The sequence below is a fragment of the Marmoricola sp. Leaf446 genome, from assembly GCF_001424755.1.
Lineage (GTDB): Bacteria > Actinomycetota > Actinomycetes > Propionibacteriales > Nocardioidaceae > Marmoricola.
In genome coordinates, this window is sequence record NZ_LMRF01000006.1 from 335,949 (window position 1) to 349,863 (window position 13,915).

Below are 13,915 nucleotides of genomic sequence, written 5' to 3' on the forward strand. Positions count from 1 at the left end.
GGACAACCACGCCACACCAGTCACACCAGCGCACAACCGGCGCAGATACGAGACCGAGAGGCGTTTCTGCGACCAGTATCCGGGGCGGCGGTGGCGGCGAGGTGGGAGGCAGCCGGCCGACCACGGGCTCGCCGAGGCGCCCGCGCCGGGTCGACGACGTGGGGACCGAGACCCGCTGCGGACACGACCTGTCCGCGGGCGGGTCTAGCGTGCCGGGCATGGCCATCGCACAGTTCCCCGTGACCGTCCTCGACTGCCCCGACCCCCGCGCGCTGGCGCAGTTCTACGGGGCCTTGCTCGACTGGGCGGTGGAGGTCGACGACGACGGGAGCTGGGCGGAGATCCGGGCCGAGAACGGCCAGATGTTCTGCTTCCAGAAGGTCGACGACTACGCCGCCCCCGACTGGCCCGGCCAGGAGCGACCGCAGCAGTTCCACCTCGACGTCAGCGTCGCCGACCTCGACGAGGGCGAGCGGGCCGTCCTCGCGCTCGGGGCGACCCGGCACGCGGAGCAGCCGGGCACGACCTTCCGGGTCTTCCTCGACCCCGCCGGCCACCCGTTCTGCCTCTGCGTGAGCTGACGCCGCGGTCGCGTCCTGGTCACGGACCCGCCACCGGGCCAGGATGAGCGGGACGAAGGAGACCGCCGTGACCGCTGCCCCACCCCCGGGCCCCCCGCTCGAGTGCGACCTGGTGATGAAGGGCGGCATCACCAGCGGCGTCGTCTACCCCCTCGCCGTCACCGCGCTCTCCCGCGTCTACCGGCTGCGCTCGGTGGGCGGGGCCTCGGCCGGCGCCATCGCCGCCGCGGCCGCCGCCTGCGCCGAGCTCGGCCGCACCAGCGGCGGTTTCGAGAAGCTCACCGCGCTCCCCCGGCTGCTGACCGAGACGGTCGAGCCGGGCCGCAGCCGGCTGTTCACGCTGTTCGCCCCGCAGCCGCGGATGCGGCGGCTGTTCGCCCTGGTAACCGCCGGCCTCGGCACGTCGGGCCGCGGACGAGCGCTCGCGATGGTCGGCGCCGCGCTCCGCGCCTGGCTCCCGTACGCCGCCGCCGGGGCCGCTCTGGGCGTGGTGCTCGTCGTCCTCGGGTTCGTCCTCGGCGGGCCCGCCGCCTGGGTCTGCCTGGTCGCGGGGCTGGTGGTGGCGGTCGTCGGCCTGGCGGTCGGCACGGCGTACGGCGCGCTGCGTGACCTCGCCGACCTGCCCGAGGTCGGCTTCGGGCTCTCCTCGGGCGCCACCCCGCCGGGGGCGAGGACCCCGGCGCTCACGCCCTGGCTGCACGAGACCTTCCAGCACCTGGCCGGGCGCACCCCCGACGACCCGCCCGTGACCTTCGGCGACCTCGAGACCGTCGGCGTGCGGCTGCAGCTGATGACCACCAACCTCTCGCGACGGCAGCCGCTGACGATGCCGCTGGTCGACGACGAGTACTGGTGGGAGCCCGCCCACTTCCGCACCCTGTTCCCCGCCGCCGTGGTCGACCGGATGGAGCACGTCGACCCGACGCCCGAGACCCCGCCGGACCGCGACGACTGGATCCGCGCGGTGCACCGGCTGCACGCGGGCGGTCGCGAGCCGCGGCTGCTGCCGTTCCCCGCTCCGAACGACCTCCCGGTCGTCGTGGCGGTCCGGATGAGCCTGAGCTTCCCCGGACTGATCGCCGCCGTCCCGCTGCACGCCTACGACGAGCGGCGCACGGTCAACCGGACCTGCCGCGAGCAGGCGGCCGCCCGCTTCGACGCCGACCCGACCTGCTCGCCCGAGGACGCGGTCGCCGACCTGCCGGCCCGCGAGGCCCAGGTCAACTGGTTCTCCGACGGCGGCATCTGCGCCAACCTGCCGCTGCACTTCTTCGACGCCGCGCTCCCCCGGCGCCCCACCTTCGCCATCAACCTCGCGGAGTTCCCGCCCGAGCGGCCCAAGAGCCCGGACGAGGACCAGAACTCCGACCTGCCCGAGGACGACGAGCAGGTCGCCCGCCGCCAGACGGTGTGGGAGGGCTCCGGCCTGGGCCTGCTGCTGACCTTCTTCGGCAGCATCGTGGAGACCGCGCGCACCTGGGTCGACGAGGCCCAGCTGGCGATGCCGGGCTACCGCGACCGGATCGTCACGGTGCTCCACGACGAGACCGAGGGCGGGCTCAACCTCAACATGCCCGAGTCGGTCGTGATGGCGCTGTCCGAGCGCGGGGCGGGGGCGGCCGAGCGGCTGGTCAGGCGCTACGCCGGCGACCAGCCCGGAGTCGTGCCCGCACCAGGGTGGGACAGCCACCGCTGGCTGCGGTTCCGCACCGCCGGCGCGGCGTTCTCCGACGTGCTGGGGTCGTTCCGGGCCGGCTACGAGACGGTGCTGCCCGGCACCACGCCGTACGCCCGCTGGGTGGGGATCGACGACGACGGCACGCCGGCCGACGCGCCGCTGCCGTCGTACCCCCTCGACGACGTACGCCGGGAGGCGGTCAACCGCCGCACCGAGGGCCTGCTCGACACGGCCGAGGAGTGGACGACCGAGCCGTCCGACGCCTTCACCCGGGGCGCGCCCGAGCCGCGACCCCAGATGCGGCTGGTGCCCAGCGACCGGGCGGGGAAGGCCCCCGGACCACGCTGATCGACCCTCGCGTCCGGTTTGACCGCATCTGGGATGGGGCATGCTGGCGTCGGGCAGGATCGACCGCCGTGTCCCGGGGGTGGCGGAGATCCAGCCCTCTCGGACCTCCGGTGGCCCTAGCATGCCGACGTGGTCCTGCCTCCCGTCTCCCGGTTCCGCGGTTGGTCGAAGTGGCAGCACGTGCTGACCTTCCTGGCCATCGCCGTCGGCGCCGCGTTCTTCGTGACGGTGATCGTGGTCGCCGTGCCCCGCGACGTCCTCGCGATGCAGCTGGTCGCGGCCTACACGGCGTTCGCCGGGCTGGCCTGCCTCGTCCTGGCCGTCGCCCTGGTCCTCACCCGCCGGATGCCCGCGGGGCGCGAGGCCACCCTCGACGGTGAGCCGGCCGTGCTGTTCCGCGCCTGGCCGCTGCAGTGGTGGTTCGACGTCGCGACCGACGCCGCACTGGGCACCCTCGGGGTCCTGGTGTTCGCGCTGGCCACGACCAGCACCACCGAGCTGCTGCTCTGGAGCCTCGTCCCCCTCGCGGTCGGCCTGTGGTTCCTGGCCCGGGCCGGCCTCGCCCTGACCGGTCGCCGACACAACGAGGCCCTGTGGCTGACCGAGCGCGAGGTCGTCCACGACACCGACTGGGGCCGCGAGCGGTGCGACCGGTCCGACGTCGCCGACGTGTTCGGCACCGAGGACGGCGGCCGGGTCCTCGTCGTCGTCCACACCTCCGTGCACCGGCAGCCGTGCCCCCGGCCGTTCCGCCGCAAGGAGGTCCGCGTCGGCACCGACGACATGGGGGTGGACTGCTCGCTGATGGGCCACACCAGCGACGATCTCGCGCGTTGGCTGCTCGAGACCGTGCCGGCGACCGGCTCGCGGGCCGACCGGCGCCGCCTCAGGCGCTGAACAGGTCGCCCTCCTCGGCGATGCGCGCCAGCACCTCGTCGTAGCGCAGGTGCTCCAGCCCCAGCACGTCCTCGGCGCCGGCCTCGACCTCCTCCCAGGTCCGCGGCGCGGCGACGGTGGGCGTCTCCCGGCCACGCAGGGAGTACGGCGCGATCGTGGTCTTCGAGCCGGTGTTCTGCGACCAGTCGAGGAACACCTTGCCGCCGCGTCGGGCCTTGGTCATCTGGCTGACCACGAGCGAGTGGTGCGACCGCTCGAGGTCCTCGGCGACCTCCTTGGCGTAGTCGCGGACCTCGTCGGCGGAGAGGTCGCCGGCGAGGCCGGCGTACAGGTGGAGGCCCTTGGACCCGCTCGTCACCGGCACCGTCTCCAGGCCGTCCTCGGCCAGCCGCTCCCGCACCAGCAGCGCGACCTGCGCGCACTCCATCAGGCCGGCCGGCTCGCCCGGGTCGAGGTCGATCACGAGCCGGTCGGGGTTGCGGGGGCGTCCGGTGCGGGTGACCGTCCACTGGTGGACGTGCAGCTCGAGCGCGGCCAGGTTGACCAGCCAGGTGAGCGTGGCCAGGGAGTCCACGACCGGGAAGCGCAGCTCGCCGTCCTCCCCCGACGCCGAGCGCGACCCGGTGGTCGGCACCGCCACCGTGCGCACCCACGACGGGGTGCCCGACGGCGCGTTCTTCTCGAAGAAGCTCGCGTCCCCGGTGCCGTGCGGCCAGCGGATCCGGGTCACGGCACGGTCCGCGAGGTGCGGCAGCATCACCGGCGCGACCTGGGCGTAGTAGTGCAGCACCTCGGCCTTGGTGGTGCCGGTACGGGGGTACATCACCTTCTCGAGGTTGACGAGCGTCAGCACCCGGCCGTCGACCTCGACGCGGGTCTCGGTGCGCTCCTGGGCCGCCACGCTCAGCGCCCGATCGCGATCACGGGGTGGCGGGCGGGGTCCAGGCGCGCGAAGGTCGTGCGCATGAACCACCGCGGCACGGAGACGCACCCGGCGGTGGCGCCGCGGCCGTTCACGTGCAGGAAGATGCCGGCGCCGCGGTGCCGCACCTGCGCCTGGTTGAAGCCGGTGTTCACGGCGTACTCGTACTGCACGGGGTAGTCACCGAGCCGCTCGGAGGTGTCGTCGCCGGTGCGCAGCCACCAGCGGAACCCGCCCTGGGTCCTGCTGCGGTAGCGGTTGTAGTGGGCCGAGGCGTTGTCCTGCACCCAGTAGTCGCCCGCGGCGACGCGGCGGTAGGACAGCCGCCACGCCGCCTCGCGCGCGTGCGTCCCGAACCCCTCGAGCAACGAGTAGGTGCCCAGCGGCGTGGTGCCCGTCCCCTGCCGACGCTCCGCACCGGCGACCAGGCCGCCGTGGCCGACGCGGCCGTCGCGGGCACGGGCGAGCACCGTCCACCCCGAGGCCGTGCGCTGCCACAGCACGACGCGGGCGTGCCAGGAGCGGGTGCGGTTGACGGTGACGACCTGGGTGCTCCCCGCGGGCAGCGCGACGGCGACGCCGTCGAGGATGACCCGCGTCGCCGCGGACGCGGGCGCGGTGAGGCCGGTGCCGAGCAGCACGGCGGCGAGCAGGGCGACGAGGAGTGCGGCGGGGCGCGGTCGGCTCACGGGGCCACGCTACGCACCGAGCAGGTCGTCGGGGTCGAGGTCGCCGCGGACGCCGCGGTAGGCCGGTTGCCGCAGGCGGCCGTCGGTGGTCAGCGCGAGGTGCTGCACGTCGACCACGAGGCGTGGCTCGACCCAGACCGTGCCCTGCCGGTCCAGCCGCGGCAGCTCCTCGGCGAAGGGCGAGGTCGACGTGCGCAGCGGGGCGAGCAGCTCGGCCAGCACGACGCCCGCCCTGCCCGCGATCCCGCTCCCGACCCGCCCCCGGAAGTGCAGGCCCGACGCCGTCGGTTCACCGACCAGCACCGCACCGAGCCGGTGCTCCGAGCCGGTCTCCCAGCGGAAGCCGCCCACGACGTAGGACGCGGTCGGACGGATCGGGAACTTCAGCCAGTCCCTGCTGCGCCGGCCGGGGTGGTAGCGCGAGGACAGCCGCTTGCTGACCACCCCCTCGAGGCCCTGCTGCTCCGCGGCGTCGAGCAGCACCGCGCCGTCGGCGTACGTCGGGGGCACGGCGACCACCGGGTGGTCGAGGCCGACCCCCTCGAGCCGGGCCCGGCGCTCCGACAGCGGGCGCTCCAGGAGCTCCTCGCCGTCGGCCGACAGCAGGTCGAAGGCGATCAGGGTGACCGGGTTGCGCTCGGCGAGCCGCTGGGCGCGGGCGGCGTCGCGCACGTGCATCCGGTCGGCGAGTGCCCCGAACGACGGCACCCCGTCGGTCAGGGCCACGACCTCGCCGTCGAGCACCACGTCGGGCAGCCCCAGCGCGGCGAGTGCCTGCAGCTCGGGGAACGACACCGTCACGTCGTTCTCGTTGCGCGACCACACCCGCACGCCGGAGCGGCGTACGTCCACCAGGACCCGCATCCCGTCCCACTTGACCTCGTGCGCCCAGCCCTCGCCGGCGGGCACGTGGTCCCCCTTGGTCGCGAGCATCGGCAGCACCGCGCCAGTCTGGCGCACCTGCCCCCTGGGCGGGCATCCTGGACCCATGCGTGCGATCTGGAAGGGTGCGGTCTCCTTCGGGCTGGTCAGCGTCCCGGTGAAGCTCTACTCCGCCACCGAGAGCAAGGACGTCACCTTCCGGCAGGTCCACGCCAAGGACGGCGGCCGCATCAAGTACCAGCGCGTCTGCAGCCTCGACGGCGAGGAGGTGGAGTACGCCGACATCGCCAAGGGCTACCAGACCGAGGACGGCGAGATGGTCATCCTCACCGACGAGGACATGGCCGACCTGCCGGCCAGCAGCAGCCGCGAGATCAGCGTCGAGAAGTTCGTGCCGAGCGAGCAGATCGACCCGATGCTGTTCGAGAAGTCCTACTACCTCGAGCCCGAGAAGTCGGGGGCCAAGCCCTACGCCCTGCTGCGCGAGGCCCTCGAGGCCGCCGACCGGATGGCGCTGGTGACGGTGTCGCTGCGCAACCGGATGTCGCTGGCCGTGCTGCGGGTGCGCGACGACGTCATCGTGATGCAGACCATGATGTGGCCCGACGAGATCCGCAAGGCCGACTTCGGGTCGGTCGACACCAGCGAGGCCAAGCCCGCCGAGGTCAAGATGGCGCAGATGCTGGTCGAGACCCTCGCCGGCGACTTCGACGCCGACGACTACGAGGACGACTACCGCGAGGCGCTCGAGGCGCTCGTCAAGGCCAAGATCGAGGGCGGCGAGGTCAAGCGCACGCCGGAGACCCGCAAGTCCTCCGGCGAGGTCGTCGACCTGCTCGCCGCCCTGCAGCGCAGCGTCGACGCCGCCCGCACCTCCCGCGGCGAGAAGGCACCCGCCGCCGACGAGGACCAGACCACCGAGAAGGCGCCCGCGAAGAAGCCGGCCGCCAAGAAGTCGGCCGCGAAGACCCCGGCCAAGAAGGCCGCCGCCAAGAAGAGCACCGCCAAGAAGACCCCGGCGAAGAAGCCCGCGAAGAAGGCCAGCTGAGGCGTAACCCCGGGTCGCGTCGGCCGTTGTGACCGACGTACGCCGCTGTGGCGTGCCCCAGGGGAGGGAACCACCAGCATGACCCGCACCAGCACCCGCCTGCTCGCCGCCGGCGGCGCCGTCGTCCTCACCGCCCTCGCTGCGGCGCCCGCGACCGCTGCCACGGTGGTCTCGCGCGCGGACGCCAACGCCCTCACGGTGTCGATCGCCGGCAACGGCCAGGGCACCGGCACGGCCGGTGCGACCTACGACGGCCAGGAGTCGCGCACCGGCGAGACGCAGCCCTCGCCGTCGCCGTTCTCGCAGGACTTCGTCGACCTCGGCGTGCTGACCCAGCAGGCCACCGCGGGCGACGGCTTCTCCGCCGCGTGCGCCGGGGTCGCCGGCGCGGGTGGCGGCATCGTCCAGATCGGCGACGGCTCGTGCCTCACCCCGGGCGACACGGTCACGGGCTCGCTGAGCAGCGTGGACCTGGCCGGTCTGGGCTTGGAGCCGCCCGAGCAGCTCCCGCTGCCCGACGGACTCGGTGCGCTCCTCGACACCCTGGGTGACGGTCGCGGCCAGCTGGACGGGATCCTTCGCGACGCTCTGGGCCAGGTGGACGAGGCCGTCGGCCCACTGGGTCTGACCCTGCGCTTCGACGCCATCGAGGGTCGGTGCCGCGTCGACGGCGGCTCTCCGTCGGGGACCGCGAGCCTCGCCAACGCGGCTCTGGTGCTCAGCGGTGGTGGCCGAGACGTCAAGGTGGTGGACATCCCCGCGAACCCTGCGCCCAACACCGAGGTCACCACCGACCTCAGCGAGGTCGTGGCTCTCGTGCTCGATGCCGCTTCGACGCAGCTCCGCGAGGGTCTGGACGAGGCCACGGGCCCATTGGCCGACGCCATCGACCCCGTGCGCGACCAGATCGTCGCGCAGGTGCGATCCAACCTCGACGGCCAGCTCGAGCCCCTCCGCGACACCCTGCTCAGCGTCACCCTCAACGAGCAGAGCCGCCCGACGAGCGACTCCATCCGCGTGAGCGCGCTGCACGCCCAGGTGCTGCCCGCCGCGGCCGGCGCCGTGGGCGCCAGCCTGGCCGACGTCCGGGTCGGCAACGCCAACTGCGGCCCCGCCGACCGCGTGCCGACCGAGGCCGCGCCGGCGCCCGCGCCGAAGCAGGCCGTGCCCGAGCTCCCCACGGCGGTGTCCGCCGGGGTGGAGGGACCGGCCACCACGACGCTCTCGGCGCGGCTCGCCCAGGCGGCCCCCCTCACCGGCGTCGCCCTCGCCGGCCTGCTGATCGCGATCGCCGGGGTGCTCGGCGTCCGTCGTCACCTCGGCTGAGGCGGTCGACGTGAGCCTCCTCGACCACGCGCTCTCCCGCCTCGCGAGCGTCCTGCTCGTCCTCGCCGTCGGCCTGGTCGGCTTCGGCGCGGTGCTGCCCTCAGGGGCAGCGGCGCCCGCCGGCGACTTCCGGCCGCTGTCGTCGCCCGCCAAGCCCACCCGGCTCGTGGTGCCGGCGCTCGGTGTCCGGGCGCCGATCACCCCCATCGAGGTCAGCCCCTCGGGCGTGCTCGACCCGCCCGCGGACGTCGACGTCGTCGGCTGGTGGAAGCGCAGCGTGCGCCCGGGCGCCACCCGCGGCCAGACCGTGCTCACCGGCCACACCGTCCACACGGGCGGTGGAGTGCTGGACCGGCTCGGCGAGCTGCGTCCCGGACAGGTGGTCCGGGTCGTCACGCCCCGCGGCGCCATGGTCTACCGCACCACCCGCGTGGTGACGTTGAGCAAGGCCGAGCTGGCCGAACGGTCCAAGGCGCTCTTCGGCCAGGACCGGCGGCAGACGCGGCTGGTGCTGATCACCTGCACCGACTGGAACGGGACGGACTTCGAGAGCAACGTCGTGGCCTTCGCGCGGCCCCTCGGCGTACGCCAGAGCTGACCCGCCCGACGGGGGCTCGGGTCCGGGACTCGGAGCGGTAACGATCGGCTCCAGACGGTTCCCGCACCCGCCGCGGGGTGCGCAGGATGGCCGACGGCGCCCCGTGCGCCGTACTCGGATCTCGGACATCTCGGAAAGGTTCCCCATGCCCCCCATGGCCCACCTCGTCACGCGACGACGCTCCGTCGCGGCGGTCGCCGCCGGCGCCGCCCTCGGCGCCGCCCTCCTCGGCGGCCTGCCCGCCACCCAGGCCTCGGCCGCCGACGAGCCCCGCTCGACGCCGGTCCCGATGCTCACCCCCGAAGGCCAGGTCTCCAGCTACCTGCTCAACGCCCGCACCGCCAACCCCGGCCAGACCCGTCTCGTCGAGCGGGCCGTCGAGCGCTCCGGTGGCGTGGTCGTGCAGTCGTGGCCCGCGATCGGCGTCGTCGTCGCACACTCCCGCAACGGCGACTTCCGGGCCGACGTCGCGAAGGCCTCTGGCCGCGCGCTGGAGTCGGTCGGTGCCACCCGCAGCGTCGCGGTCACCGAGGGCACTCCCACGGCCGCCCAGGCCCCGTGGGGCCCCGGCGCCTCGGGCTACCAGAAGGGCGCCAAGAAGGCCACCAACGGCGACGTCGGCAGCGAGCCCACCGTGGCCACGACGAGCGACCCGCGTGAGTCCGAGCAGTGGGACCTGCGGATGATCAAGGCCGACCAGGCGCACCGCATCACCGACGGCAACCGCAACGTGCTCGTCGGCGTCCTCGACTCCGGCATCGACCCCGACCACCCCGACCTGGCCCCCAACATCGACACCCGCAGCTCGGTGAACTGCTCCGCGGCGGGCCGTCCGGACACCTCGGCCACCGGCTGGTACCCCACGACGAGCGACCACGGCACCCACGTCGCCGGCACCATCGCCGCGGCGCGCAACGGCGTCGGCATCGTCGGCGTGGCGCCCAACGTGCGGATGGCCTCGGTCAAGGTCGTCAACGACGACGGCTTCATCTACCCCGAGTACGCCGTGTGCGGCTTCATGTGGGCCGCGCAGCAGGGCATGGACGTGACCAACAACAGCTACTACGTCGACCCGTTCATGTACTACTGCGACGACCAGGTCGACCAGCACGCCGCCAAGGAGGCCGTGCGCCGCGCGGTCGCGTGGTCCGAGGACCGCGGCGTCGTCTCCGCGGCCGCCGCGGGCAACGCCTCGACCGACCTCGCCACCAACACCCGCGACACCACCAGCCCCGACGACGGCGCCACCGTCGACCGACAGCTCAACAGCGGCTGCGAGGACATCCCGACCGAGCTGCCCGGCGTCGTGACCGTCTCCTCGGTGCAGCAGTTCCCGGCCGGCAGCGGCCAGAGCCGGCTGTCGAGCTTCTCCAACCGGGGCCTGGGCAAGATCGACGTCGCCGCCCCCGGCTCGACGATCCTCTCCACGATCGTGGCCGGCAACGGCTACGGCACCAAGAGCGGCACCTCGATGGCCTCCCCGCACGTCGCGGGCGTGCTCGCGCTGATGAAGTCGGCCCACCCCGAGCGCACCCCCGCCCAGATGGTGGCGGCGCTGCGGGCCCAGGCCGACGACAAGCCGTGCAGCGCGTCCACGGCCGGACCCGCGTGCGTCGGCACGCCGGAGGACAACAGCTACTTCGGCGAGGGCATGGTCGACGCCCTCGACGCCGTGCGCTGACCCGCCCCTCTCCGCGGCCGCGTCACCCACCGGGTGGCGCGGCCGCGGTGCGTCCGGCGGGCGTCCAGCGGGGGCGTTCAGCGCGGGCGGTGCCCCGCACGCGCCGCGGGCACGGGCCCGGGCTGGCAGGTCGGGCACCACCAGGTGCGCCGCTGCTCGGGGTCGCCCGCGACCTCCTCGACCATCTGCACCGTGGTGCCGCAGCGCAGGCAGGGTCGCCGCTGCCGTCCCGAGACCCAGTGGGTCTCGCCGCGGGCGGTGTTGCCGGTCGTCACCTGGTAGGCGCCCTCGACGGTGGCCGACCGGTGCAGCGCGACCGCCGCCCGGTCGACGAGGCGGGCGAGGTCGACCTCGCCCACCGGTGTCCACGGGCTGACCCCGGTGAGGAAGGCCAGCTCGTTGACCCAGAGGTTGCCGAGCCCGGCGACCAGGCGCTGGTCGAGCAGCGCGGCCACCAGCGGGCGTACGGGCTCGGCACCGAGGCGGCGTACGGCCTCGGCCGGGTCCCAGTCCTCGTGGAGCGGGTCGGGCCCCAGGTGACCGGTGATGCGGTGCTCGTCGCGGGTGCGCACGATCTCGAGCTGGTGCAGCCGCAGCCCCCAGGCCGTGGTGCGCTCGGAGGTCTCCAGGACCAGGCGCACGTCGCGCATCATCCGCGCCGGCAGCCGCTTGCCGGGACCGGTGACCGACCACGCCCCGTCCATGAGCAGGTGGCTGTGGAGCGTCAGGCCGTCGTCGAGACGGGTCAGCAGGTGCTTGCCGTGGGTCGCGTGCTCGGTGATCGTCCGCCCGGAGACGTCCTTGGTGGCCAGGCGCGGTGTCCGGAAGTCCGAGCGGACCACCTCGCGCCCCAGCAGCTGCCGGTCGAGGCGCCGCGCGAGCTTCCAGACGCTGTCTCCCTCGGGCACGCCCCCATCTAAGCCGACCGGTCCGTGCCGCCCCGGGCCGCCGCGGAGTCCGGCATCCTGGCGGCCGCCGCGGCCCAGCCGGCGTCGAGCAGCCGGGGAGCGACGAGGTTGAGCACCTCGCCCAGCTGTCCCGCCAGCGTCGAGACCGTCACGGGACGGTCCTCCAGCGCCCGCACCACCATCGCGGCGGCCTGCTCCGGCGACTTCGCGGGTGCGCGGCGGTAGGCGTCGGTGGCCGCGATCATGTCGGTGCGCACCAGGTCGAGCCGCACGTTGGTGAAGGTCACGCCGTCGGCCCAGGTCTCCCGGCCGGCGATGCGGGCGAAGCTGTCGAGCGCGGTCTTGGAGGCGATGTACGCCGCGAACTTGGGCGCCTTGAGCTGCACGCCCCACGTGACCACGTTGACGACGTGGCCGTGACCGCGCCGCCGCATCCCCGGGAGCAGCCCCAGGGTCAGCCGGACCGGGCCGAAGTAGTTCACCGCCATGGTCCGCTCGAAGTCGTGGACGCGGTCGTAGGACAGCTCCAGCGACCGCCTGATCGAGCGTCCGGCGTTGTTGACCAGCAGGTCGACCCGGCCGTGCTCGGCCTCGACCTGCTGCACGAGGGCGTCGACGGCCGCGGCGTCGGTCAGGTCGCAGACGTAGCCGTGGGCCTCGCCGCCCTCGGCCCGGACCTCCGCGACCACCCGGTCGAGCTCGGCGCGGCGGCGCGCCACGCACAGCACGGTAGCGCCGCGCCGGGCGACCTCGAGCGCGGTCGCCTCGCCCACCCCCGAGGAGGAGCCGGTGACCAGGACGACCTGGCCGCGCAGCGGGCTGGGCAGCGGTCGACCCACGGCCGCGGCGAGGGGGGCCACGACGTGGCGGCGCAGCAGCGCGCGGGGCGTGAGCAGCAGGTCGGTCACGCGTGCTCCCACCGGGCCGGCTCGGGCATGGTCCACGGCCGCGCCGCCTCGAGCTGCGCCGACAGCGCGAGCAGCGTGGTCTCCGCGCCGGGGCGTCCGACCAGCTGCACCGACAGCGGCAGCCCGTCGGGAGCCAGCCCGGCCGGCACCGCGGCCGCGGGCTGGCCGGTGAGGTTCCACAGCGCGCAGTGGGCGATCATCGGCTGCGCGACCCACATCGCCCGCACGGCGCCGATGCCGTCGAGGACCCCCGCCCGGGGCGGCCGCTGCCCCAGCGTCGGGGTCAGCAGCACGTCGATCCCGGCGTCGTCGAAGATCCGGTCGGCCTTCTCCCGCAGCCGCTCCCCCGCCCGCAGCCCGCGCTCGACGACGCTGCGCGAGGCCCAGCGTCCGAGCCGCAGCGTCTGGCGCGTACGCCGCTCCAGCCGGTCGGGGTGCTCGACCCGGTCGGCCTCGTCACGGACGCCGCCGAAGAACTGCGGCAGGAACGCCGCCGTGGCGTCGGGGTAGCGCGGTCGCACCTCGCGCACGTCGTGGCCGAGGTCGGCGAGCAGCGTGGCGGTGTCGCGCACGGCGGCGGCGTCGACCTCGTCGGGATGCCGCAGCGGCAGCTGCGACCGGGTCGACCAGCCGATCCGCAGCCGCCCCGGCTCGGTGGCGGCGGCCTCGACGAACGAGGTCGCGGGCTCGGTGGCGGTGAAGCGGTCGGCGTGCGTGGTGCCGCGGACGACGTCGTAGACCAGCGCGGAGTCGCGCACCGAGCGGGCCAGCGGCCCCACGGTGCCCAGGCCCCACCACAGGTGCGGGTGCGGCGCGGTGCTCACCCGGCCGCGCTGCGGCTTGAGGCCGAACAGCCCGCAGCAGGCCGACGGGATCCGGATCGAGCCACCTCCGTCGCCGCCGATCGCGACGGGCACCATCCCGGCGGCGACGGCGACGGCGGTGCCGCCGCTGGAGCCGCCCGGGGTGTGCCGCGGGTCCCAGGGGTTGAGGGTGCGACCGCCGTCGACGGACTCGGTGAAGGGCCACTGCCCGAACTCCGGCATCCGCGTCTTGCCCACCACCACGGCCCCGGCCCGACGGAGCCGGGCGACGACCTCGGCGTCGGCCGCGCACGGGGTGGTGTTGGCGCGGCCGCCGAAGGTCGTCACGCAGCCCGCGACGTCGAGCTCCTCCTTGACCGCGACGGGCACGCCGTGGAGCGGGCCGAGCGCCTCGCCGCGGTCGCGGGCCGCGTCGCGCTCGGCGGCCTCGGACCGGGCGGCGTCGGCCAGCACGACCGAGAAGGCGTTGAGCAGCGGGTCGCGCTCGGCGATGCGCACCAGCGAGGCCTCGACCAGCGCCGACGCCGACACCTCCCCCGCGGTCGTGCGGCGCGCCAGCTCGGCCGCCTCCAGGTCCATCAGGCCGGTGTCGGGAGGGGTCACGCACCGAGGCTAGTCCGGACCC

At 74.6% G+C, this 13,915-nt stretch carries 13 protein-coding genes; 7 read left to right on the forward strand and 6 right to left on the reverse strand.

The genetic code is table 11. The features are described from left to right. The first annotated feature begins 218 nt into the window (after window positions 1-218). The 3 genes from ASG49_RS16245 to ASG49_RS16255 all read left to right on the forward strand — a co-directional run bounded on the left by ASG49_RS16245 (window position 219) and on the right by ASG49_RS16255 (window position 3,504). Entirely contained in the window at window positions 219-581 is a 363-nt protein-coding gene (locus ASG49_RS16245) for a VOC family protein (RefSeq protein ID WP_056543921.1), read from the forward strand. A 67-nt stretch (window positions 582-648) separates the two neighbouring features. After that, window positions 649-2,607 (forward strand): patatin-like phospholipase family protein, encoded by a 1,959-nt coding sequence (locus ASG49_RS16250; RefSeq protein ID WP_056543924.1) that lies wholly within the window; start codon window positions 649-651, stop codon window positions 2,605-2,607. 129 nt (window positions 2,608-2,736) lie between these two features. Beyond that, window positions 2,737-3,504: a hypothetical protein gene (locus ASG49_RS16255; RefSeq protein WP_056543926.1), complete on the forward strand. Its 768-nt coding sequence runs from the start codon at window positions 2,737-2,739 to the stop codon at window positions 3,502-3,504. Here the strand turns inward: ASG49_RS16255 and ligD (ASG49_RS16260) are convergent. Genes ligD (ASG49_RS16260) through ligD (ASG49_RS16270) form a run of 3 tightly spaced genes read right to left on the reverse strand, consistent with a single transcriptional unit; the run spans window position 3,494 to window position 6,075 of the window. Then, complete coding sequence (gene ligD, locus ASG49_RS16260; protein WP_056543929.1) at window positions 3,494-4,405, reverse strand: non-homologous end-joining DNA ligase; 912 nt, start codon at window positions 4,403-4,405, stop codon at window positions 3,494-3,496. The two genes, ASG49_RS16255 and ligD (ASG49_RS16260), sit on opposite strands and share 11 nt — an antisense overlap. Window positions 4,406-4,407: 2 nt before the next feature. Then, window positions 4,408-5,115 carry a L,D-transpeptidase family protein gene (locus ASG49_RS16265; protein ID WP_056543932.1) on the reverse strand — a complete coding sequence of 236 codons (708 nt, stop codon included), beginning with the start codon at window positions 5,113-5,115 and terminating at the stop codon, window positions 4,408-4,410. A gap of 9 nt (window positions 5,116-5,124) precedes the next feature. Beyond that, the gene (ligD, locus tag ASG49_RS16270; protein WP_235562131.1) at window positions 5,125-6,075 is read right to left on the reverse strand and encodes a non-homologous end-joining DNA ligase; all 951 of its coding nucleotides are present in this window, start codon (window positions 6,073-6,075) and stop codon (window positions 5,125-5,127) included. Window positions 6,076-6,103: 28 nt separating this feature from the next. On the opposite strand from ligD (ASG49_RS16270), the gene ASG49_RS16275 reads away from it, so the two are divergent. From ASG49_RS16275 to ASG49_RS16290, 4 genes are all read left to right on the forward strand, one after another. Further along, window positions 6,104-7,045: a Ku protein gene (locus ASG49_RS16275; RefSeq protein WP_056543935.1), complete on the forward strand. Its 942-nt coding sequence runs from the start codon at window positions 6,104-6,106 to the stop codon at window positions 7,043-7,045. Window positions 7,046-7,123: 78 nt separating this feature from the next. Next, the gene (locus ASG49_RS16280; RefSeq protein ID WP_056543938.1) at window positions 7,124-8,371 is read left to right on the forward strand and encodes a hypothetical protein; all 1,248 of its coding nucleotides are present in this window, start codon (window positions 7,124-7,126) and stop codon (window positions 8,369-8,371) included. Window positions 8,372-8,381: 10 nt separating this feature from the next. Beyond that, a complete protein-coding gene (locus ASG49_RS16285; protein WP_056543941.1) occupies window positions 8,382-8,969 on the forward strand; it encodes a class F sortase in 588 nt (195 codons plus the stop codon). A 145-nt stretch (window positions 8,970-9,114) separates the two neighbouring features. Further along, window positions 9,115-10,650: a S8 family serine peptidase gene (locus ASG49_RS16290; protein ID WP_235562132.1), complete on the forward strand. Its 1,536-nt coding sequence runs from the start codon at window positions 9,115-9,117 to the stop codon at window positions 10,648-10,650. A 77-nt stretch (window positions 10,651-10,727) separates the two neighbouring features. Here the strand turns inward: ASG49_RS16290 and ASG49_RS16295 are convergent, their stop codons facing one another. Genes ASG49_RS16295 through ASG49_RS18760 form a run of 3 tightly spaced genes read right to left on the reverse strand, consistent with a single transcriptional unit; the run spans window position 10,728 to window position 13,893 of the window. Next, window positions 10,728-11,558 (reverse strand): DNA-formamidopyrimidine glycosylase family protein, encoded by an 831-nt coding sequence (locus ASG49_RS16295; RefSeq protein ID WP_056543947.1) that lies wholly within the window; start codon window positions 11,556-11,558, stop codon window positions 10,728-10,730. 8 nt (window positions 11,559-11,566) lie between these two features. Continuing rightward, entirely contained in the window at window positions 11,567-12,466 is a 900-nt protein-coding gene (locus tag ASG49_RS16300) for an SDR family NAD(P)-dependent oxidoreductase (protein WP_235562133.1), read from the reverse strand. Further along, a complete protein-coding gene (locus ASG49_RS18760) occupies window positions 12,463-13,893 on the reverse strand; it encodes an amidase (protein WP_235562134.1) in 1,431 nt (476 codons plus the stop codon). Before ASG49_RS18760 ends, ASG49_RS16300 begins: the two co-directional genes overlap by 4 nt. Window positions 13,894-13,915 lie beyond the last annotated feature (22 nt).

Bases quoted from the DNA above. Each gene is read 5' to 3' on its own strand.
- ASG49_RS16245 (WP_056543921.1), top strand. From the start codon at position 219: ATGGCCATCGCACAGTTCCCCGTGACCGTCCTCGACTGCCCCGACCCC.
- ASG49_RS16275 (WP_056543935.1), top strand. From the start codon at position 6,104: ATGCGTGCGATCTGGAAGGGTGCGGTCTCCTTCGGGCTGGTCAGCGTC.
- ASG49_RS16280 (WP_056543938.1), top strand. From the start codon at position 7,124: ATGACCCGCACCAGCACCCGCCTGCTCGCCGCCGGCGGCGCCGTCGTC.
- ASG49_RS16290 (WP_235562132.1), top strand. From the start codon at position 9,115: ATGCCCCCCATGGCCCACCTCGTCACGCGACGACGCTCCGTCGCGGCG.